Raw genomic sequence first — 21,703 nt, 5'->3', positions numbered from 1 at the left:
CCCCTATGGTGCCGCCAACCGCAATCCTCGTCCCAGGACCCGAACTCCGAGGAGCCAGCCATGACCGAGCCCCGCGAAGCCGAGACCGATGCCCCCGAGGATGATTTCCAGCCCAGCCGGCAGGAGATGGAGGCCATCAACCGGGCCATCGACGATGGCGACGGGCCGGCGCTGGATGCGGCGCTGGAGCCGATGCACGCCGCCGACATCGCCGACCTGATCGAGCAGCTGAACCCGGCGCGGCGGCGGGTCTTCCTGCAGCTCTATTCCGGCGAGATCGACGGCGAGATCCTGTCCGAGATCGACGAATCGATCCGCGAGGAGGTGGTCGAGCAGCTGCCGCGCGAGGTGCTGGCCGAGGCCGTGCGCGAGATGGACAGCGACGACGTCGTCGACCTGATCGAGGACATGGAGGAGCCCGAGCAGCAGGCCATCCTGGCGGCGCTGGACGAATCGGACCGGGCGGCGGTCGAACGCTCGCTGACCTGGCCGGAATATTCGGCCGGCCGGCTGATGCAATCCGAGGTGGTGACCGCGCCCGAGCATTGGACGGTGGGCGAGACCATCGACTTCCTGCGCGCCGAGGAATGGCTGCCCGACCAGTTCTATCACGTGGTGCTGGTCGATCCGCGCCGCCATCCGACCGGCTATGTCACGCTGGGCAAGCTGCTGGCCTCGCGCCGCGACGTGGCGCTGCGCGACATCACCGAGGGCAGCTTCCGCACCATCTCGGCCCGGCAGGCCGAGGGCGACGTGGCCTATGCCTTCAACAAGTACCACCTGATTTCCGCCCCGGTGGTCGATGACGACGACCGGCTGGTGGGCGTCATCACCATCGACGACGCCATGTCGGTGCTGGACGAGGAGCACGAGGAGGACTTCCTGCGCATGGCCCGGGTGTCGGACGACAGCCACGTCTCGGACGGGCCGTTCCAGACCGCGCGCCAGCGCCTGCCTTGGCTGGTGATCAACCTGTGCACCGCCTCGCTGTCGGCGCTGGTGATCTCGCGCTTCGAAACCACGCTGGCGCGGCTGGTGATCCTGGCGGCGCTGATGCCGATCGTCGCCTCGACCGGCGGCATCGCCGGCACGCAGTCGCTGGCCGTGGCGGTGCGGGCGCTGGCGACGCGCGAACTGACCTACGCCAATGCCCGCCGCGTGGTTCTGCGCGAGCTGATGGCGGGGATGCTCAACGGACTCGGCCTGGCGGTGATCCTGACCATGGCCGGCGCCGTCATCCTGGGCAACCTGCAGATCGGGCTGGTGCTGGGCATGGCGATGATCGCCAACCAGGTGGTGGCGGCAATGGGCGGCGTGCTGGTGCCGCTGGGCCTCAGCAAGCTGGGGCTGGACCCGGCGCTGGCCTCGGGCACCTTTGTCACCACCATGACCGACATGATGGGTTTCTTCGCATTTCTGGGACTGGCTTCATGGATACTGATCTGAAGGCTGCATTGCGGCAGCAGGCGCTGGCGGCGCGGGGGCAGGGCGGCGACGCCGGGGCCATGGCGCGGCACCTGATCGCGGCACTGGCCCCGCATCGCGGCAAGGTGCTGGCCGGCTATTGGCCGATGCGGGACGAGGCCGATCCGCGCCCGGCCATGGAAGCGCATGACGGCCCGGTCTGCCTGCCGGTGGTGCCCGGCCCGGCCCGGCCGCTGGTGTTCCGCGCCTGGGACGGGCGGCTGGAGGCCGGCAGTTTCGGCACCAGCCATCCGCCCGCCGATTCGCCGGTGCTGCGGCCCGAGGTGCTGATCGTGCCGCTGGCCGGCTTCGACCGGCAGGGCAACCGGCTGGGCTATGGCGGCGGCTTCTACGACCGCACCCTGGAAAAGCTGCGCGCCGAGGGCGGCGCCGTGGCGATCGGCTTCGCCTTTGCCGTGCAGGAGATTCGTGCGATTCCCGTCGAGCCCACCGACCAGCCGCTGGATCTGATCGTGACCGACAGGGGCGTCATCCTGCCGCAGCGCAAAAATCCCCTGGCGTGAATTTGCGAACGAAGCTGCAACCCTGACGGTTCCGGCCTGGGGATAATCCTGTGGAAAGCGCCTGAACCGATCCGGGGAAGCCCGCCAGATCATTCGGATTTTCGCGCAGCACGGGAAATTTCCACTTGTTAACGCTGCGGTTGCAGCGAATCTCGTGCTTGGGGAAGCCCAGCGCAACGCCGTAAAAGTCCAGCGAAAAAATGGATTGAATTGCAGGACGTCTCGCGCCAGTTTGTGTTCCAGGCTCGCAAGGCCACCAGATCTAGTGCCCGATACGGCAACGCGATCCGGCCCGGCCCAATGCGGCGATTGGTTCAAGAATAAGGCTTCCCGGCTGCCGTCCGACGGTCGCCTGACCCGTGCCTTGCGGCGGGGGCCGGCGCTCTGCGGCGTACAGCGGGGCCAGGAATGGGGGACAGTCCGGCATGAGGATTGAACGGCGCTTTACCACGGCCGAGAGCGGCGCCTATGGCGCGCTTTCCTTTATCACCACCACCAGCGAGATCCGCAACCCGGACGGCAAGGTCGTGTTCCGCAACGAGGCGGTGGAGGTTCCGCAGGGCTGGAGCCAAGTGGCCTCGGACGTGATCGCCCAGAAATATTTCCGCAAGGCCGGCGTGCCGGCGCGGCTCAAGCGCGTCAAGGAAAAGGGCGTGCCGGAATTCCTGTGGCGCTCGGTTCCCGACGAGGAGGCGCTGGCGCAGTTGCCCGACGAGGCGCGCTTCGGCGGCGAGACCAGCGCCCGGCAGGTCTTTGACCGGCTGGCCGGCGCCTGGGCCTATTGGGGCTGGAAGGGCGGATATTTTTCCAACGAAGAAGACGCCCGCGCCTATTACGACGAGATGCGCTTCATGCTGGCGGCGCAGATGGGGGCGCCGAACAGCCCGCAATGGTTCAACACCGGGCTGCATTGGGCCTATGGCATCGACGGGCCGTCGCAGGGCCATTTCCATGTCGATTACAGGACCGGCAAGCTGGTCAAGTCGGACAGCGCCTATGAGCATCCGCAGCCGCATGCCTGCTTCATCCAGTCGGTCAGCGACGACCTGGTGAACGAGGGCGGCATCATGGACCTGTGGGTCCGCGAGGCGCGGCTTTTCAAATATGGCTCGGGCACGGGCACCAATTTTTCGTCCCTTCGAGGGGAGGGCGAGAAACTGTCGGGCGGCGGCAAATCTTCGGGGCTCATGGGCTTCCTGAAGATCGGAGACCGCGCAGCCGGCGCGATCAAATCGGGCGGAACGACCCGGCGCGCGGCAAAGATGGTGATCTGCGACATGGATCACCCCGACATCGAGCAGTTCATCAACTGGAAGGTCATCGAAGAGCAGAAGGTCGCCTCGCTGGTGGCTGGCTCCAAGATGCACGAACGGAAGCTGAACGAGATCTTCGCCGCGATCCGCGGCTGGGACGGCAGCATCGAGGATGCCACCGACCCGGCCCGGAACGCGGCGTTGAAATCGGCGATCCGTTCGGCCAAGCGCAGCATGATCCCGGAGACCTATGTCAACCGGGTTCTGCAATATGCCCGGCAGGGCTTTGATTCGATTGAGTTCCCGACCTATGATACCGATTGGGACTCGGAAGCCTATGTCTCGGTTTCGGGGCAGAACTCCAACAACTCGGTCCGCGTGACGGATACCTTCCTGCGCGCGGTCCGCGACGATCTGCCCTGGGAGCTGCTGCGCCGCACCGACGGCAAGGTGGCCAGGACCGTGTCGGCGCGCGCGCTCTGGGACCAGATCGGCCATGCCGCCTGGGCCTGCGCCGATCCGGGCATCCAGTTCCACGACACGATCAACGCCTGGCATACCTGCCCGGAACACGGGCCGATCCGCGCCAGCAATCCGTGCAGCGAATACATGTTCCTGGACGACACGGCCTGCAACCTGGCGTCGATGAACCTGCTGACCTTCTGGGACGGCAAGGAATTCGACGCCGACGGCTATGTCCATGCCAGCCGGCTGTGGACCGTCACGCTGGAGATCTCGGTGCTGATGGCGCAGTTCCCCAGCAAGGAGATCGCGCAGCGCAGCTACGATTTCCGCACCCTGGGTCTGGGCTATGCCAATATCGGCGGCCTTTTGATGAACATGGGCCTGGGCTATGACAGCGAACAGGGCCGGGCGCTGTGCGGGGCGCTGACCGCGATCATGACCGGCGTGGCCTATGCCACCTCGGCCGAGATGGCGGCCGAACTCGGGCCGTTCCCCGGCTACAAGAAGAATGCCCGCCACATGCTGCGGGTGATCCGCAACCACCGCGCGGCGGCGCATGGCACCGGCGCCTATGATGGGGTGAACGTGCGCCCGGTCGAGCTGGACGCCGCGAACTGCCCCGATCCGCGGCTGGTGGCGCTGGCGCAGGGCGCCTGGGACGAGGCGCTGAGCCTGGGCGAGGAGCATGGCTTCCGCAATGCCCAGGCGACGGTGATCGCGCCCACCGGCACCATCGGGCTGGTGATGGATTGCGACACCACCGGCATCGAGCCCGATTTCGCGCTGGTGAAGTTCAAGAAGCTGGCCGGCGGCGGCTATTTCAAGATCATCAACCGCTCGGTCCCGGCGGCGCTGGAGACCATGGGTTACGGCTCGGCGCAGATCGAGGAGATCATCGCCTATGCCGTGGGCCACGCCAGCCTTGGCAATTGCCCCGGCATCAACCATGCCGCGCTGATCGGCCATGGTTTCGGCCCGCGCGAGCTGGAAAAGGTCGATGCGGCGCTGGCCTCGGCCTTCGACATCCGCTTCGTCTTCAACCAGTGGACGCTGGGCGAGACCTTCTGCCGCGAGACCCTGGGCATTCCGGCCGACAAGCTGAACGATCCGGGCTTCGACCTGCTGCGGCATCTGGGCTTCACCCGGGCGCAGATCGAGGCGGCGAACGACCATGTCTGCGGCACCATGACGCTGGAGGGGGCGCCGCATCTGGACCCCGCGCATTACCCGGTCTTCGACTGCGCCAATGCCTGCGGCAAGAAGGGCACGCGCTACCTGTCGGTGGACAGCCATATCCGCATGATGGCGGCGGCGCAGAGCTTCATCTCGGGCGCGATCTCCAAGACCATCAACATGCCCAACAGCGCCAGCATCGCCGATGCCCTGGCCGCCTATGAGCTGAGCTGGTCGCTGGGCATCAAGGCCAATGCGCTTTACCGCGACGGCTCCAAGCTGTCGCAGCCGCTGGCCTCGGCGCTGGTCGAGGACGACGAGGAGGCCGAAGAGATCCTGGCCAGCGGCAGCGTGCAGGAAAAGGTCGCGATCATCGCCGAGAAGGTGGTCGAGAAGATCATCGTCAAGGAGGCGGTGCGCAGCCATCGCGAGAAGCTGCCGCAGCGCCGCAAGGGCTATACCCAGAAGGCGATCATCGGCGGCCACAAGGTCTATCTGCGCACCGGCGAATATGACGACGGCAAGCTGGGCGAGATCTTCATCGACATGCACAAGGAAGGCGCGGGCTTCCGGGCGATGATGAACAATTTCGCCATCGCCGTGTCCGTGGGCCTGCAATACGGCGTGCCGCTGGAGGAGTTCGTCGACGCCTTCACCTTCACCCGCTTCGAGCCGGCCGGCATGGTGCAGGGCAATGACAGCATCAAGAACGCCACCTCGATCCTGGATTATGTGTTCCGCGAACTGGCGGTCAGCTATCTGGACCGCACCGACCTTGCGCATGTGAAGCCGCAGGGCGCGCGCTTCGACGACCTGGGCGGCGGCGAGAGCGAAAGCCAGCCCAACATCGCCCCGGTGGGCGAGGGCGCCTCGCGTTCGCTGGAGATGCTGCGGCAGATCAGCTCGACCGGCTATTTGCGCAAGCGGCTGCCGCAAGATCTGGTGGCGCTGCAATCCGGGGTCTCGGTCGCGGCGGTCTCGACCGCCGAGGGCACGGCGGCCGCGGTGGGCGTCGTCACCCTGGATGCGCGCGCCAAGGCCCGGATGCAGGGCTATGAGGGCGATCCCTGCGGCGAATGCGGCAATTACACGCTGGTCCGCAACGGCACCTGCATGAAGTGCAACACCTGCGGCGCGACCAGCGGCTGCAGCTGAACCGGACGCGGTCCGGGCGCATGGCGCGGCCGGACCCGTCCCCGAAGGAAAGGGCGAAACCATGGAATTGCTCGTCGGCGTTCGGCGCATCATCCCCGCCGCCATCCACCCGATCCCCGGCGGGGTCGAGGCCGAGTTGCGGGGCGATGCGGTGCTGTCGCTGCTGGATGCGGCCTTTCACGGCGCGGGCCGGGTCGAGCTGCTGGGCGGCGGCCTGGATCGCCGGCCGATGGACGTGGCAGGGATCGAGATGCGCGGCGCCTCGACCCTGGTCACGCTGCTTTGCGCTGGTGAGGCGGCGCGACTGCACTGAAGGATCATCGCTGCGACGAGCCTGTTCCGCGTCCCCCGACGCGGAACTTTTTTCATCTGCGGCGCCGGAACCGGCATTGCCCGCAAGTCACGATCAGTTCATCCTTTGCGAGCGTGGTTCATTTGCAACGGGCTCGAAAATCCCCTTGAACATGAGCATATTGCCGTGGCGCCTGTAAGAGCCGCCCCGGCATGGAAGGAGAGAATCCACATGAACAAACCCTCTTCCCGTCATCTTCTGACCGCTTCGGGCCTTGCCCTGCTGATGGCCTTCTCGCCCGCCATCGCCCAGCAGGCCGCCAGCCCCGGCACCGAGGCCGCGCAGGCAGCCGCCAACGAGAACCAGCCGCTTGCCGCGCCGGAAAGCCGGGCCCGCAAGGAGCAGGTCATGCCGGAGAGCTTTGCCGACCTGGTCGAACAGGTCAGCCCGGCGGTGGTGAACATCACCACGACCGCGACCGTCGCGACGCCGCTGGTGCGCGGACCGCAACTGCCCGAAGGCAGCCCGTTCAGCGACCTGTTCCGCGAATTCGGCTTTCCCGGCTTTCCGGGCGACGAAGGCAGCCCCTTCGGCCGCGGCCCGATGGCCGAGCAGCGCTCGAACGCGCTGGGGTCCGGTTTCGTCGTCTCGGCCGAGGGGCTGATCGTCACCAACAACCATGTGATCGAGGGGGCCGACGAGATCGAGGTCGAGTTCTTCTCGGGCAAGACGCTGCCGGCCAAGGTGATCGGCAAGGACGACAAGACCGACATCGCCGTGCTGAAGGTCGAAAGCGACAAGCCCTTGCCCTTCGTCAAGTTCGGCGACAGCGACAAGGCGCGGGTCGGCGACTGGGTGCTGGCGCTGGGGAACCCGCTGGGGCAGGGCTTCTCGGCCTCAACCGGCATCGTCTCGGCCCGCAACCGGGCGCTGTCGGGCACCTATGACGATTTCATCCAGACCGACGCGGCGATCAACCGCGGCAACTCGGGCGGGCCGCTGTTCAACATGGATGGCGAGGTCATCGGGGTGAACACCGCGATCCTGTCGCCCAATGGCGGCTCGATCGGCATCGGCTTCTCGATGGCGTCGAACGTCGTCAGCAAGGTGGTCGGGCAGCTCGAAGAATATGGCGAGACCCGGCGCGGCTGGCTGGGCGTGAAGATCCAGCCGGTGACGCAGGACATCGCCGACTCGCTGGGACTGGTCGATGCCAGCGGCGCCATGGTCACCGACGTGCCCTCGGGGCCTGCGGCCGAGGCGGGGATGAAGTCGGGCGACGTGATCACCAGCTTCGACGGCGGCGAGGTCAAGGATCCGCGCGATCTGGTCCGCCGGGTGGCCGACGCCCCGGTGGGCGAGGCGGTGGACGTGACCGTGCAGCGCGACGGCAAGCCGGTCGAGCTGAAGGTGACGCTGGGCCGGCGCGAGCTGGCCGAAGGCACCGGCAGCGGCAAGCTGGACAGCGCCGCAGAGACCGCCAGCGACCTGATGGGCATGGCCCTGGCGCCTCTGACCCCCGAGCTTGCCGCCGAGCTGGGCGTGGCGCGCGAGACGCAGGGCCTGGTGGTGCAATCGGTCGATCCGACCGGTGCCGCTGCCGACAAGGGCCTGGCGCCCGGCGACCTGATCACCGAGGCCGGGCAACAGCCCGTCACCACGCTGGCCGATCTGGAGGCGCGGGTGAAGGAAGCCCGCGATGCCGGCCGCAAGTCGATCCTGATCATGGTGCGCCGCGCCGGCGAGCCGCGCTTCGTCGCCCTGCCGGTGGAATGAGCGCATGAAAAAGGGCCGGGAAACCCCGGCCCGCAGCAAGCGGGGCGCCGGTTCGGCGCCCCGTTTCTTATGGGCTTACTGTTTGGGCGCCTCGGCCGGCGCAGCTGCCGCGGGGGCCTCGGCCGGCGCGGCTGCCGCGGGGGCTTCGGCCGGGGCGGCGGGGGCAAGATCCTTGTTCGCATCGGCCAGCGCGGTCATGCCGGCGGTGAAGCCCTTGAGCGACAGGTCCAGCTTGACCAGCTGCTCTTTCGGCGCACCGAAAGGCAGCACCGAGACCGTAGCCTTGTTGCCCTTTTTCAGCGGGCCGAGCTCGGCATCCGCCAGGCCGATACGCGAGATGCAGCCGACCTGGGCGCAGAGCATGAAGGGATAGCGCGCTTCCTTGGCGGCATCCACCTGCAGTCCCAGCCCGGCCTGCAGATCGGTTTCCAGCGGCGCGATGAAGGTGATCACCGCCTGCACATTGCCGGTCATCGGGATAACCGAGGCCTCGGCCACCGGCGAATCGTTCTGGTCCTTGAGCAGCTGGTAAAGCTCGCAGGGATCCTTGCCGCTTTCGGTCTTCATGCAGCGCAGGGTCCAGTCGCCATGCGTCGACTTGGCATAAGGCTGGCCCACCTTGGGCTCGCCATCGGCGGCGGGGGCGGCTGCGACCGCCGGAGCTTGCGCTGCCGGGGTTTCCGTTGCCGGGGTGTCGCTGGCGGGAGCTTCGCTGGCTGGGGCTTCTGCGGCAGGCTGCGCCGGGGTCTGGGCAGCCTCTTGCGCCATCACGCTGCCGGCGGTGCCAGCCAGGGTGAAGAGGGCGGCGATCAATGCCGCGGACGTCCTATTGGCCATGGTTCTCTTCCTTTGGTCCATGCATCGGATCCGCTCCTAGCACGGGCTTGGCGGCTTGTCAGGGCGGATCGCATCGCGCGGCGTCACCTTTGCGTGCCGCGCCGGAATGGGCAGGATCGTGCCGGAAACCGGGTCGACGGCAGGGTCGGAAACCCGGAAATGCAGAGGGACCCGAGGCATAAGACTGCCGCCCCGGATCCCCATGCTTACCTTCCCTGCCGGACTGGCAGGTCATCATTGAGCGGAAAGCTAGAGCCAGGAAATGGGTCCGTCAACTATCCTAATCGACATATTGTGACATCGTGATGACCGGCCTGTGATCGGATCATGAAAGAGGCAGTCCGGCAAAAAAATGCCGCGCCCGGAGGCGCGGCAGTCCAACAGGGAGGAAGTCGGCCGTCCGTGATGGCGGCGGTCCGACAGGAACAGACTGGCACAAAATCGTTACGGTTGTATTCTCCTTTTGTCCGAGACTTGCGCTTTTTTGCCGATCCGTGGAGGGAAAATGACAGAAATCGTCGATCTGGCGGCCGGGACGGTCTTCCTGGGCGGCGGCGGTGCGGATCATGCGCAGCCGCAAGGCCTGCTGCTGAAATACGCCAACCGCCACGGGCTGATCGCGGGCGCCACCGGCACCGGCAAGACGGTGACCCTGCAGACCCTGGCCGAATCGTTCTCGCGCGCCGGCGTCCCGGTCTTCATGGCCGATGTGAAGGGCGACCTGGGCGGCATCGCCAAGCGGGGCCTGGCCGAGGGCAAGCTGCACGAGAGCTTCCGGAAGCGCGCCGAGCAGATCGGCATGGCGCTGGATTACCAGGCCTTTCCCGTCACCTTCTGGGATATCTGGGGCGAGCGCGGCCACCCGGTCCGCACCACCCCGGCCGAGATGGGCCCCTTGCTGCTGTCGCGGCTGATGGGGCTGACCGATGCGCAGGAGGGGGTGATGAACATCGCCTTCCGCGTCGCGGATGAGGAAGGGATGGCGCTGCTGGATCTGAAGGATCTGCAGGCCATGCTGGTCTGGGTCGGGCAGAACGCCAAGGCGCTGTCGCTGAAATACGGCAATGTCTCGACCGCCTCGGTGGGTGCGATCCAGCGCGCGCTGATGGTGCTTGAGAACGAGGGCGGCGGCCTGCTGTTCGGCGAGCCGGCGCTGGAGCTTGCGGACATGATGCGGCTGGATGCCTCGGGGCAGGGCATGATCAACATCCTGTCGGCCGAGAAGCTGATGAACGCGCCGCGGCTTTACGCGACCTTCCTGCTGTGGCTGATGTCCGAGCTTTTCGAGCAATTGCCCGAGGTGGGCGACCCGGACAAGCCGAAGATCGCCTTCTTCTTCGACGAGGCGCATCTGTTGTTCGACGACGCGCCGCCGGCGCTGGTGGACAAGATCGAGCAGGTGGCGCGGCTGATCCGCTCCAAGGGCGTCAGCCTGTGGTTCATCAGCCAGAACCCGGCCGACCTGCCGGAATCGGTGCTGGGCCAGCTGGGCAACCGGGTGCAGCACGCGCTGCGCGCCTTCACCGCCAAGGACCAGAAGGCGCTGAAGCTGGCGGCGCAGAACTATCGGCCGAACCCGGATTTCGACACCGCCGAGGCGATCCAGGCGGTAGGCACCGGCGAGGCGGTGACCTCGCTTCTGGAGGCCAAGGGCGTGCCGGGCATCGTGCAGCGCACGCTGATCCGCCCGCCGCTGTCGCAGCTCGGCCCGATCCCGGATGCCGAGCGCGCCGCGATCAACGCCGCCTCGTCCATGGCGCAGAAATACGGCAAGACGCTGGATCGCGAGTCGGCGGCCGAACTGCTGGCCCGCCGCGCCGAGACCGCCGCCTCGGGCAGCGCCGATGCCGGGGCCAAGGGCGCGGACGAGGATCTGTGGAAGATGGATCGCGAATACACCCGGGCCCGGCGCTACGACCCGGGCGTCCAGATCCCGCGCGAGCCCGCCAGCCGGGCACGCGGCGGCCGCAGTGCGAACAGCGACTCGATCGCCGTGACCTTCGGCAAGAGCCTGGCCCGCCAGCTTGGCACCAAGACCGGCCAGGCGCTGGTGCGCGGTGTCCTGGGGTCGCTGTTCAGGGGCAAGTAAGCGGGCTGGGGACCGGCCGGGGCGCGACCTCGGCCGTCTCGGCCAGGATGGCGATCAGCAGCATGATGTGGCGGTGCACGTCATAGCCGGCGCCGCCCGCGCGCCGGATCGCGTCCAGCTGCTCCTCCTCGGCATGCAGCCGCTGCAGGGCGGCGCCGGCCGCCGGCAGTTCTTCGCATTTCAGCACCCGGCGCAGGTCGCGGCGGCGGTTCCAGCCCGGCAGGCCCAGCCGCGCCGCCTGCGCCAGAAGCCGGGGCCGGCGCAGGCGCGGCTGCGCGCAGCGTGGCTGGAAGGCGATCACATTGCCCATCATCGTCATGGCGATTTTCCCGTTCTGCCTCGATTTCGGAAAATTTTGCACAACCGATGCGTGTGTTGCGCCCAGCCGGCGACCAGCGCGCGCCGTGGCAAGGAATCCTTAGGAATTGTTTAGCAATCATTGCTGCATCTCGGCCTGAACCCCTGCCGGTCTGACGAGGCATGAAACAACCCATGGGCGAGCACTGTCCGCTTGTCTGCAGGAAGCGAAGGAATGACCATGACGATTTTGACGGGAGATTTCGCCCCGGAAGCCCCGATCGCCGCTCTGCCCGCCGGCTTCGGGGTCGCGGCCTGCAATCGGCCCGAACCCGCACCGGCCCCGCAGACCGAGGACAGCGATCTGACATTGTACCTGCGCCATGTCGAAAGCGGCGTGTCGATCCGCGCGCTGGCGCGCGAGACCGGCTGCCACGCCTCGACCATCCTGCGCCGCATCCGCCGCTTCGAGTCGCGGCGCGACGATCCGCTGGTCGATCGGGCGATCGAGCGCGCGGCGGGCCATGGATCGGCGACCGGGCCAGGGCGGGTCGGCACGAAGCAGATCGCCCGCATCCTGCGCCGGCTTGCCGAACCCGGCGCGCAGATGGTGGTGGCCGACGGCATGGACAAGGCCATCGTGGTGCGGGACGAGATCCGCACCGCCATCCTGGACCGCGAACTGGCCGAGCACATGGCGATCCGCGGCTGGGTGCAGCTGCTGGGGCAGGGCCGGGTCAGCCGCTACGCGCTTTCGGGTCCGGGGCGCGAGGCGTTGCGCGCCATGCTGGCGGCGCGGCGCGGTCATGCCCTGCCGCAGGGCGAGGATTTCGTCATGGCCGCGCCGGTGATTGCAGAGCCGGCGGCCGAAGCCATGGGCTGCGCCGAGGAAGCCGCCGGCTTCGGCCATGCCGACCGCCACCGGCAATGGGACGAGCGCGAGATCACCGACCCCGAGGACGGCCGCCGCCGTCGCGCCCGGGTCAACATCGCCGAAAGCCCGCTGCTGATGCTGGCGCGGCGGCGGGAACCGGACGGGCGGCCTTTCCTGGCGCCGGAGCTGGTGGCGGCCGGAGAGCGGCTGCGCGAGGATTTCGAGCTGGCGCAGATGGGTCCGCGCATCGCCCAGAACTGGGATCGGTTCCTGACCGCCGGCATCGACGTGTCACGCGCCCTGTCCGGTCATGGTGGCGGTTCGGAAGGGGCGCGCAACCGCGTCGCCGCGGCGCTGCGCGAACTCGGCCCCGGCATGGGCGACATGTGCCTGCGGGTCTGCTGCTTCCTCGAGGGGATCGAGATGACCGAGCGCCGGCTGGGCTGGTCGGCGCGCTCGGGCAAGATCGTGCTGCGGCTGGGGTTGATGCGCCTGGAACAGCACTATCGCCAGATCTACGGCCCGGGCGCGCCGCTGATCGGCTAGACTGGCGCGTCCGCGATCCCGGTCCATGAAAAAAGGGCGCCCGGCAGGCGCCCTTGTCGATGTCCGGCAGTCCGGATCAGGCCGCGGCCTTGGCCGGATTGGCGCGCAGCCATTCCAGCACCGATTCCGGCGAGCTGGCGCCATAGGGATCCTCGGGGCAGTCGTCGCAGCGGCCGGGTTCCTCGAACCAGGCCTCGACGCGGCCGTCGTTGATGACGGCGGCATAGCGCCAGCTGCGGGCGCCGAAGCCCAGATTGTCCTTGCGCACCAGCATGCCGACCTTGTCGGTGAACTCGCCCGAACCATCGGGGATCACCTTGACGTTCTGCAGGCTCTGGGCCTTGGCCCACTGGTTCATCACGAAGCTGTCGTTGACCGACATGCAATAGATCGCGCCGATGCCAAGCTCGGCCATCTCGGCTGCGGCCTTCTCGAAGCCCGGCAGCTGGTAGGTCGAGCAGGTGGGCGTGAAGGCGCCCGGCAACGAAAACAGCACCACGCGCTTGCCCTTGAAATAGTCGGCGGTGGTCACCGGCTGCCAGCGATAGGGGTTCGGCCCGCCGACGGATTCGTCGCGGACGCGGGTCTGGAAGGTCACGTGGGGAAGCAGATCGCCTTGTTTCATGATTGGTCCTTTCGTCATCCGCTCCTCCCTTTCGGTCGATGCTGCGGCGCGGCATCGACGGGCTCTAGATGCACATTGCATTGGCGTTGATCAAGCCCCGAAAAACCCTTAAGTTCGGGCGACCCCAGCAAAGGATGCCGATATGGCGGATATGCCCCCGGTTCTGCGCCACCCCGAAAAGGCCCATCGTCCCGACCAGCCCCAGCCGAAAAAGCCGAACTGGATTCGTGTCAAGGCGCCGACCAGCCAGGGCTACAAGGACACGCGCGACCTGCTGCGCGAACACCGCCTTTCGACCGTCTGCGAAGAGGCGGGCTGCCCGAACGTCGGCGAATGCTGGAGCCAGGGCCACGCCACCATGATGATCATGGGCGAGATCTGCACCCGCGGCTGTTCCTTCTGCAACGTGCAGACCGGCCGGCCCGATGCGCTGGACACCTTCGAGCCGGGCCGCGTCGCCCATGCCGTGCAGAAGCTGGGGCTGAACCATGTCGTCATCACCTCGGTCGACCGCGACGACCTGGACGACGGCGGGGCCGAGCATTTCGCCCAGACCATCCGCGCCATCCGCCACCGCTCGCCCAAATCCACCATCGAGGTGCTGACCCCGGACTTCCTGAAGTCGAAGCCCGGCGCGCTGGAGACCGTGGTCGAGGCGCGGCCCGACGTCTTCAACCACAACCTGGAAACCGTGCCCGGGCTTTACCCGACCGTGCGGCCCGGGGCGCGCTATTTCCACTCGCTGCGGCTGTTGCAAAAGGTCAAGGAGCTGGACCCGACCATGTTCACCAAGTCGGGGATCATGGTCGGCCTGGGCGAGGACCGGCAGGGCGTGCTGCAGGTCATGGACGACATGCGCGCCGCCGATATCGACTTCATCACCATCGGCCAGTATCTGCAGCCGACGCCCAAGCATCACCGCGTCGACCGCTTCGTCACCCCCGAGGAGTTCCAGGGCTACGAAAAGGCCGCCTATGGCAAGGGCTTCCTGATGGTGTCTGCGACGCCGCTGACGCGGTCCTCGTATCACGCCGGCGACGATTTCGCCCGGCTGCGTCAGGCGCGGCTGGAAAAGCTGGGCCACGCCTGACGCGATCTGAAAACGGACGGGCCGGCGCCTCGCGCCCGGTCTTTCCCCGGAACCACGATCCGCTTCGGCCGCCGGAAACGGCAGCCGGAGCGGATTTCATTTGAAAGCCCAGCCTCCGCAACCCGTGGCACCGGGCCTTCCGCCGGTGCGCATGGCCGATGGCGGGCTGCGCTAGAATTTCTAATGCAACTGAGCAGAATATTCTCGTTTGCCGCAAAGTGGCGATCGGGGAAATAAGCCCGTGTCCGGGTGCCAAGACATCCAGGGCCAACACGACCGGTCATCCGCCTGGCCGATCGGGATCGCACCTGCCGGAACCAGCGGTGGCACGCGGTCCGGTCGGTGGGTCGGCCAGGTCGATGAGCATTCGGGGGAGGATAGGGGGCGTGTCGCCGGGGTTTCCCGGCAAGCCCGGCCGGGGAGCCATGGACCTGCGGAGGAGCCCGTCGGTGGAGGGCCATGGACACCACGACAACGCATTGCGGAGCTTTCGCCAGCCTTCAGCGAACGCCCGATTCTGAACCCAGGAAGGTATGTTTCATGGCGATATCCATTTTGCCCGGCGCAGCCGCGACTCGCGACGCCTCCGGCCGGCTGTTCATCGACGAAGCGCCGCTCAAGCCCATCCATGTCGTCGCGGCCGCCGCCGTCCTGGGCGGCGCGGCGCTTGACGGCTATGTCCTCGGCATCGTCGGGCCGGCACTTTCCATCGCCAAGCAGGAACTGCAGCTTTCGGCGATCAGCCAGGGTCTCATCGCCGCGAGCGCGCTGATCGGGGTGTTCATCGGCGGGCTGTTTTTCGGCAATCTGGCGGACCGTTTCGGGCGGCGGCCCGTCTTCGCCTGGAACCTCGCGGCCTTCATCCTGCTGTCGCTGCTGCAGGTCGTCGTGCAGGATGTCTGGCAACTGGTGGCGATCCGGCTGGCGCTGGGGCTGGCCATCGGCGTCGAATATGCCGTGGGCTCCTCGGTTCTGGCGGAATTCTCGCGCCGCAAGGGCCGCGGCGTGCTGCTGGGCTGCTTCTCGATCGGCTGGCAGGTGGGCTTCACCGTCGCCTTCATCGTCGGCGCGTTCTATGACGGCGACAATTGGCGGATGCTGCTGGCTTCGAGCGGGGTGCCGGCGCTGATCACCTTCGCGCTGCGGATGACCCTGCCCGAGACGCCGATGTGGCTGAAGGCACGCGGCCGCGACGCCGAGGCGCAGGCCATTGTCGAGCGGCATTTCGGCGCGGAATACGCCATCCCGGACGTCGATCTGAACGCCAAGCACGCATCGCCACGCGAGCTGTTCACCGCCGAGACCTGGCGGCAGACGCTTTATTCCGGCTTTTTCTGGTTCTGCCAGGTCGGGCCGTTCTTCGGCATCTTCACCTTCATGGCGCCGGTGCTCGAGTCGCTGGGGCTGAAGGATGCCACGGCGGTGGACATGTCGCTGAACGCCATCCAGATCGCCGGGGCGGTGTTCGGCGTGTTCCTGCTGCACTGGATGAGCCGGCGCGGCTTCGTGATCTGGACCTTCGTCATCGTGCTGCTGACCTTCCTGGCGCTGGGGCTGTTCCCGCAGGCGCCAGGCTGGGCGGTCATCGCGCTTTTCGCGGTCTACATGTTCGTCGCCCCGGCCGCGAACAACATCCAGTTCGTCTATCCGCCCGAGATCTTCGACACGCATGTGCGGGCGACGGGCGTCGGCTTCTCGGCGGCCTTTTCGCGGATCTCGGCCGCGGGGGTGACCTATCTTCTGCCCTGGCTGCTGCAGCAGTTCGGCTTCTCGGCCACGCTGGTGATGATGGCGGGCTTCCCGCTGCTCGGGCTGGTACTGTCGATCCTCTGGGCGCCAGAGACGAAGGGCAAGCATTTGCGGTGACGGCGGCTCTCCGTTCGGGCCATGACCGTCGAGGCGGCCCGCAGCGCAGGACGGGCCGCAGATCCTATCGCACCCGACTGCGTTGCCTTGACAGCATCGGGCCGTCGCCCATATATTTCAATACATCTTGAAGGGTTGATTTCATGGAAGAGCAGCATGCCCTTGCCGGCTTCGCGGCGCTGTCGCAGGAAACCCGGCTGCGCATCATCCGGTTGCTGGTCAGGGCAGGGCCGGAGGGTATGGCGGCGGGCGCGATCGGCGAGGCCATCGGCGGCGCGAGCATCTCGGGGTTGTCGTTTCACCTCTCCCATCTCGAACATGCCGGGCTGATCCGGTCCCGGCGCGAGGGGCGCTTCATCATCTACAGCGCCGTCTTCCCGACGCTGACCGGGCTGATCGAGTTTCTCCTGCGCGACTGCTGCGACGGTCACCCGGACATCTGCGCGCCGGTGGCGGCCGGACTGTCCTGTGCCTGCACCCCCCGGAAGGAGGCGCGCCCATGATCCCCGACCTGCCGAACCTGGCACCCGACTGCCTGCGTGCGCCCGCGATCCCCGAACTGCCGCGTGCCATCCATCCGCCGCGCATCCTGCTGCTTTACGGCTCGTTGCGCGAACGCTCCTACAGCCGCTTCGCCACGCTGGAGGCCGAGCGCCTGTTGCGACATTTCGGCTGCGAGACCCGGGTGTTTCATGCCCACGGCCTGCCGCTGCCCGAGGATACCGGGGCCGATCACCCCAAGGTGCAGGAATTGCGCGATCTGTGCCTGTGGTCCGAAGGCCAGGTCTGGACCAGCCCGGAGCGTCATGGCGCGATGACCGGGGTGATGAAGGCGCAGATCGACTGGATCCCGCTGGCCCTGGGGGCGATCCGGCCGACGCAGGGGCGGACGCTGGCGGTGATGCAGGTTTCGGGCGGCTCGCAAAGTTTCAACGCGGTGAACCAGATGCGCGTGCTTGGCCGCTGGATGCGGATGCTGACCATCCCGAACCAGTCCTCGGTCGCCAAGGCGTATCAGGAGTTCGACGAGACCGGGCGGATGCGGCCGTCCAGCTATTACGACCGCATCGTCGACGTGATGGAGGAACTGGTGAAGTTCACCCTGCTGACCCGCGACCTGTCGGCCTTCCTGACCGACCGCTACAGCGAGCGCAGGGAAGCCGCGGCGAAGCTCGAGGAACGGGTGAACCTGAAGGCCGCAACCTGATCCGGAGATGTTTCTTCTAAGGCCATCCGCCTTGGGCAGGGCGCCGAGTTCGCGTCCCGCGACAGGATCTTTGGCCCTGCCGGCGCCGGGTCGCTCACGTCCAGCTTGATGTCGCAGAGGCGGGGCAGAGTTCCCACCTGTCGAGGAACTAGCCGTTCCGGGACAGCCGGCGGCCGAGACCTGTTCCAAGCGGTTGCCATCCGATCACGGTGACCAGCGCGATGCCAGTTGCGGCCACCCAGAAGGGTGCGGTCGGCCGCGCCAACGGTCAGGGTTGCAAGGATCAGCGCCACGAAAGCGGGAGTCGAGGACACCCCGACCTGCGGCGGCGCGGTCAGCGGCAAGGCCGACCAGGGCGCCACGGCCGCGCCGCCGAAAGCCGCAGCCCGCAGCGCATCCATGCCGAGGATGAGCCTGCGCCGGACGGCCCTGTCGGTGACGATCCCGGCCGGTATCGCGAACAGGACCCAGGGAAGCCGCAGCGCCACGGCAACCAGGGCGATCAGCACCGGGTCGCGCGTCAGCAGCGACGCCGTCCAGGCCCAGGCGATGCTGGCGATCCCGTCCGCCGGATTGGTCAGCCCGCCTGCTGCGACGAACCGCCGGAGCGGCCCCCATTGATCGCCGCGGCGCCCTGCCGGTCATGCTGTGCCATGATCCATTCCTTGCGCTTTCGGCCGGCCCCTCGGATCGCGCATCCTCAACTCTCCTTGGGGTCAAGCCGGATGCGAGGATGATCCGATAAGAATCCGATATGCGGTCTTCCCGGCGATGGTGCGGCTGATCTGCCGCGCCTGTGATCCTGGAGCATAGGGTAGTCCGGGTCGGGCGGCGAGGCGGCAACGGCTCCTGCAGGGGAAGGGTTAACCGTGCAGCAGGGCGGGCAGGCCCGCGCTGGCCAGAACCACCCGCGCCAGATCCAGCATCGGAGGCAGCGGGTAGATGTCCGAATTGCCGCGCGCCCGGCGGATATGGGACACCGCGCTGTCCAGCGTCGGGAACGTCCCGACGGCGCGCAGATGCAGATAGATCGCCAGCACGATGACCGATCGCGACCGCCCGCCCCGGCAATGCACCAGCACATGGCCGGCGCGATGGGCGGGATAGTGCGGCTTGCCGGGACTGGCCTGCGTGACCAACCCTTCCAGGGCCAGCACGGCGGCGGCGAGATGGGCGGGCGTGTTGCCGGCCCCGTCGATCAGCCCCACCTTGGCACGGCGCATATGGGTGCCGTCGGGCAGTGGCAGGGGGCCGACATCGACGTTCAGCGACACGTTCAGCGATGAGGTGATGCCGGCGTCCGACAGCGCGGCGCCATCGCTGGCGCCGGCCAGATTGCCGACGTGAAGACGGCAGATCCGGCCGGGAGGCAAGACCAGGTCATGGACCGGAACAAGGATCGCGGTGTCATTCTCGGCTCGCTCGCGGGGGGTTTCCTCGATCAGCATGGATTTGGCTTTCTTCTGTCAGGGGCAGATGCGGTCCGGTCGCCAGATCGGGGCAAGGGCTCGGGCGAGTTCAGGGGCCTCGTCCAACGCCCCGAAGGCGGGAACCAGATGTCTGGCGCCGGTGATTTCCGCCAGCCAGAGCTGATCGCGGGCCCGGGGATGCACGTTCCAGGGATGCCGGTTGGCGCGACCCTCGGCGATCAACCGGGTTGCCGGGCTGCCGGGGGCAACATGGCCGGTAAAGAGGAACCGCCAGCCCCGCGGATCGGCGATCAGGCCTGACACCAGATCGCCGGGCCGCTCGGTGTCCGCGGCGATGATCACATCGCCGTCCCGGGCCTCCGACGCGGTGGAAATGCTGCGCAGGCTGGGCAAAGCGCCCTGCAGCTCGGCCCGGACCTGCGGACAGACGACCGGCGACAGGCCGAGTGCGGACAGCCGCAGCGCCATATCCGCGCCACGCCCGAGGATCGGCACCGGCAGCACCATGCCGGGGGCAACGCTGTCCGCCAGCGCCTGCACCTGCTCGGCCAAAACCTGATCGCGGTCACCATAGGAAAGATCGGTGACCACCAGATCTGCCCGGGGCGGAGGATCGAGGGGCAGAAGCCCGGATTCCCGGCTCCAGTCGCCCATGTAAAGCGCGCCGCCCTCCTGCGGCAGATGCAGCCAGATGCCGCCCATGGCATGCCCGTTGCGTCCGACCCGGGCCGGCAGGTCCAGCAGTTGCGCAGGACCCTGCAGCGGCAGGGCGTGGCAGGCGTGGCGCGGCAGATGCAGGCCCAGCAGCGGCAGGGCATCGAAGGTGGCGCGGGTGGCGAAAACCGGAGGACAGCCCAGCCGCGGCCAGAGGTCGATGGCCCCGACATGGTCGATATGCGCGTGGGACAGGAAGATCGCATCGACCCGTCCGATGCCCCGCAGATCCGGCCGCTGGCCCGGCGTCGGCCCCTCGCCCAGGTCCAGCAGGATGCGGCGCCCGGCAATCTCCAGCAGGAAGGCTGCCGGGGACTTGCCGCCCAAGCCGCTGAAGGCCGTCAGAACTGCCATGGCAACACGCCTTTCGGCAGGAAGCGCGACAGCGCCGTCGACAGCAGCATCAGCGCCAGCACGCCCAGGATCATCAGGCACCCCACGGCGGCGGCGAGGGTCGAGGCGCCGCCTTCCTCGAGGAAGATGATCATCGGCCCGATGGTGCGGGTGCCCGAGGAGATCAGCAGGATCGAGGTCTGGATCTCGTTGATCGCGGTCATGAAGACGATCACGGCGGCGGCGATGGCGGTCGGTGCGATCAGCGGCCAGATCACGTCGCGCATCCGGCGCAGAAAACCTGCGCCCGCAACCTGCGCGGCCTCTTCCAGCGCGCGGTCGATCTGGGCATAGCCCGACAGCACCGGGCGCAGCGCCAGCGCGAAGAAACCCGCGACATAGGCGGCCAGGATGATCCAGGGCGTGCCATAGATCGACACCCCGACCCCCGGCAACGGCCGCAGGAACAGCAGGATCATCGCGACGCCCAGCGTGATGCCCGGCAGGGTATAGGCGGCCTCGGACCCGAATTGGAGCAGCCGCACCAAGGGCCCGCGCCGCCAGGTCAGGAAATAGCCCAGGAAAACCGAGGCCAGCATCAGGAAGCCCATGGTGACCAGCGTCAGCCACAGCGAGGTGACGAAGGCATCGCGCAGCGACACTTGCTGGAACAGCGCCGAGACGTAGTTCTTCAACGTCGCCGTCTCCGCCGTCAGCGGCAGGCCGTAGGCGGGGACCAGCGAGGTCTGAAGCAGCGCCGACAGCGGCAGCAGCAGCGAGACGATGAGATAGCCCCAAAGCAGCGCCGCGATCACGGCCCCGGCCCGGCCCAGCGGAAGCGTCAGGGGGCGGCTGCCCAGATCGACGCGGGTGTCGCTGCGATCGCCCGCGCGCGCGGCCAGCAGCACGCCCGCCACGGTCAGGGCGGTCAGCACCAGGGACAGCGCCGCCATGTTCGGCAGGGCGCTTGGCCCCAGCCCGTTGATCTGCTGATAGATCTGGGTGATCAGCGTCGGCACGCGCGCGGGGATGCCCAGCATGGCCTGAATGCCGAAGTTTCCGATGGCCGAGACGAAGGCAAGGCTGGCCGCCGCCACCATGCCGCCGCGTGCCAAGGGCAGGATCACCGTCAGCAGCACCCGGAGCGGACCGGCGCCGGCGGCGCGCGCCGCCTCGGCCAGATCCAGCGGAATGCGGCGCAGGCTGGCCTGCATCGCCAGATAGACCAGCGGCGCATTGTAGATGCCCAGAAGCAGGATGATCCCGGCCTTGGAATACAACGGATGCCGCGTGCCTGCCTCCATCGACAGGCCAAGGACGCCCAGCACCGGGCCGGAGGGCGAGAAGGCCTGAATCCAGGCCATGGCCGTCACCTGCGGCGGGATCATCAAAGGCAGCACGAAGGCAAACACCAGCGCCGATTTGCCGCCAAGGTCGGTCTGCACCATGATCACCGCGAAGACCGTGCCGACCAGCAGGGAAACCAGGGTCGAGGCCAGAGAAATCTGGATGGTGTTCCAGATCGCAGCCCCGGTCTGCGGGCGCGAGAACAGCTTCGCCAGCCGCTCGATCGCCAGCCCGCCATCATCGAAAAGCGCCGCCTGCGCCAGCCGCAGCATCGGCGCCACGGAAACCGACAGGATTAGCACGGCCAGCAGGGCCAGCACGATCCTGTCGGAGGAAAGCCTGAAAA

General features: G+C 67.6%; 18 protein-coding genes. 11 read left to right on the top strand and 7 right to left on the bottom strand.

Going from position 1 to position 21,703, the window contains the following annotated elements; all coding sequences use genetic code 11:
• Nucleotides 1-60: 60 nt before the first annotated feature.
• The 5 genes from mgtE to NBE95_RS09935 all read left to right on the top strand — a co-directional run bounded on the left by mgtE (nucleotide 61) and on the right by NBE95_RS09935 (nucleotide 8,102).
• On the top strand, nucleotides 61-1,446 hold the full coding sequence (gene mgtE / locus NBE95_RS09955; RefSeq protein WP_289893736.1) for a magnesium transporter: 1,386 nt from the start codon (nucleotides 61-63) through the stop codon (nucleotides 1,444-1,446).
• Nucleotides 1,431-1,988, top strand: a complete 558-nt coding sequence (locus tag NBE95_RS09950; RefSeq protein ID WP_289893735.1) for a 5-formyltetrahydrofolate cyclo-ligase — start codon at nucleotides 1,431-1,433, stop codon at nucleotides 1,986-1,988. Before mgtE ends, NBE95_RS09950 begins: the two co-directional genes overlap by 16 nt.
• Nucleotides 1,989-2,413: 425 nt before the next feature.
• Entirely contained in the window at nucleotides 2,414-6,034 is a 3,621-nt protein-coding gene (locus NBE95_RS09945; protein ID WP_289893734.1) for a vitamin B12-dependent ribonucleotide reductase, read from the top strand.
• A gap of 61 nt (nucleotides 6,035-6,095) precedes the next feature.
• Nucleotides 6,096-6,347: a hypothetical protein gene (locus NBE95_RS09940; protein WP_289893732.1), complete on the top strand. Its 252-nt coding sequence runs from the start codon at nucleotides 6,096-6,098 to the stop codon at nucleotides 6,345-6,347.
• A 210-nt stretch (nucleotides 6,348-6,557) separates the two neighbouring features.
• On the top strand, nucleotides 6,558-8,102 hold the full coding sequence (locus NBE95_RS09935) for a DegQ family serine endoprotease (RefSeq protein ID WP_289893731.1): 1,545 nt from the start codon (nucleotides 6,558-6,560) through the stop codon (nucleotides 8,100-8,102).
• Nucleotides 8,103-8,177: 75 nt separating this feature from the next.
• On the opposite strand, the gene NBE95_RS09930 is transcribed toward NBE95_RS09935, so the two are convergent.
• Nucleotides 8,178-8,939 carry an invasion associated locus B family protein gene (locus NBE95_RS09930; protein WP_289893730.1) on the bottom strand — a complete coding sequence of 254 codons (762 nt, stop codon included), beginning with the start codon at nucleotides 8,937-8,939 and terminating at the stop codon, nucleotides 8,178-8,180.
• 505 nt (nucleotides 8,940-9,444) lie between these two features.
• On the opposite strand from NBE95_RS09930, the gene NBE95_RS09925 reads away from it, so the two are divergent.
• On the top strand, nucleotides 9,445-11,028 hold the full coding sequence (locus NBE95_RS09925) for a helicase HerA-like domain-containing protein (RefSeq protein ID WP_289893729.1): 1,584 nt from the start codon (nucleotides 9,445-9,447) through the stop codon (nucleotides 11,026-11,028).
• Here NBE95_RS09925 and NBE95_RS09920 read toward each other — a convergent pair.
• On the bottom strand, nucleotides 11,015-11,347 hold the full coding sequence (locus tag NBE95_RS09920) for a DUF6477 family protein (RefSeq protein WP_289893728.1): 333 nt from the start codon (nucleotides 11,345-11,347) through the stop codon (nucleotides 11,015-11,017). The genes NBE95_RS09925 and NBE95_RS09920 overlap by 14 nt on opposite strands.
• A 213-nt stretch (nucleotides 11,348-11,560) precedes the next feature.
• Here NBE95_RS09920 and NBE95_RS09915 point away from each other — a divergent pair, with 213 nt between their 5' ends.
• On the top strand, nucleotides 11,561-12,745 hold the full coding sequence (locus tag NBE95_RS09915; protein WP_289893727.1) for a DUF6456 domain-containing protein: 1,185 nt from the start codon (nucleotides 11,561-11,563) through the stop codon (nucleotides 12,743-12,745).
• A gap of 76 nt (nucleotides 12,746-12,821) precedes the next feature.
• On the opposite strand, the gene NBE95_RS09910 is transcribed toward NBE95_RS09915, so the two are convergent.
• Nucleotides 12,822-13,370: a peroxiredoxin gene (locus NBE95_RS09910; protein ID WP_289893726.1), complete on the bottom strand. Its 549-nt coding sequence runs from the start codon at nucleotides 13,368-13,370 to the stop codon at nucleotides 12,822-12,824.
• Nucleotides 13,371-13,512: 142 nt separating this feature from the next.
• Here NBE95_RS09910 and lipA point away from each other — a divergent pair, with 142 nt between their 5' ends.
• The 4 genes from lipA to arsH all read left to right on the top strand — a co-directional run bounded on the left by lipA (nucleotide 13,513) and on the right by arsH (nucleotide 17,533).
• The gene (gene lipA / locus NBE95_RS09905) at nucleotides 13,513-14,460 is read left to right on the top strand and encodes a lipoyl synthase (protein WP_019351764.1); all 948 of its coding nucleotides are present in this window, start codon (nucleotides 13,513-13,515) and stop codon (nucleotides 14,458-14,460) included.
• Nucleotides 14,461-15,000: 540 nt separating this feature from the next.
• Nucleotides 15,001-16,326, top strand: coding sequence for an MFS transporter (locus tag NBE95_RS09900; RefSeq protein WP_289893725.1), 1,326 nt, complete (start codon nucleotides 15,001-15,003; stop codon nucleotides 16,324-16,326).
• A gap of 143 nt (nucleotides 16,327-16,469) precedes the next feature.
• The gene (locus NBE95_RS09895) at nucleotides 16,470-16,829 is read left to right on the top strand and encodes a metalloregulator ArsR/SmtB family transcription factor (protein ID WP_289893724.1); all 360 of its coding nucleotides are present in this window, start codon (nucleotides 16,470-16,472) and stop codon (nucleotides 16,827-16,829) included.
• A complete protein-coding gene (gene arsH / locus NBE95_RS09890) occupies nucleotides 16,826-17,533 on the top strand; it encodes an arsenical resistance protein ArsH (protein WP_289893723.1) in 708 nt (235 codons plus the stop codon). The genes NBE95_RS09895 and arsH overlap by 4 nt, the downstream gene beginning before the upstream one ends.
• On the opposite strand, the gene NBE95_RS09885 is transcribed toward arsH, so the two are convergent.
• From NBE95_RS09885 to NBE95_RS09870, 4 genes are all read right to left on the bottom strand, one after another.
• Entirely contained in the window at nucleotides 17,467-18,042 is a 576-nt protein-coding gene (locus NBE95_RS09885) for a hypothetical protein (RefSeq protein ID WP_289893722.1), read from the bottom strand. The genes arsH and NBE95_RS09885 overlap by 67 nt on opposite strands.
• Nucleotides 18,043-18,396: 354 nt before the next feature.
• Complete coding sequence (locus tag NBE95_RS09880; protein ID WP_289893721.1) at nucleotides 18,397-18,981, bottom strand: protein phosphatase; 585 nt, start codon at nucleotides 18,979-18,981, stop codon at nucleotides 18,397-18,399.
• A gap of 18 nt (nucleotides 18,982-18,999) precedes the next feature.
• On the bottom strand, nucleotides 19,000-20,031 hold the full coding sequence (locus NBE95_RS09875; protein WP_289893720.1) for an MBL fold metallo-hydrolase: 1,032 nt from the start codon (nucleotides 20,029-20,031) through the stop codon (nucleotides 19,000-19,002).
• Nucleotides 20,019-21,677, bottom strand: coding sequence for an iron ABC transporter permease (locus tag NBE95_RS09870; RefSeq protein WP_289893719.1), 1,659 nt, complete (start codon nucleotides 21,675-21,677; stop codon nucleotides 20,019-20,021). Before NBE95_RS09870 ends, NBE95_RS09875 begins: the two co-directional genes overlap by 13 nt.
• Nucleotides 21,678-21,703 lie beyond the last annotated feature (26 nt).

Origin of the sequence: Paracoccus sp. TOH (assembly GCF_030388245.1) — a bacterium.
GTDB lineage: Bacteria > Pseudomonadota > Alphaproteobacteria > Rhodobacterales > Rhodobacteraceae > Paracoccus > Paracoccus simplex.
The sequence above is the reverse complement of the archived record's forward strand: the minus strand, read 5'-3'. Positions and strand labels throughout refer to the sequence as shown.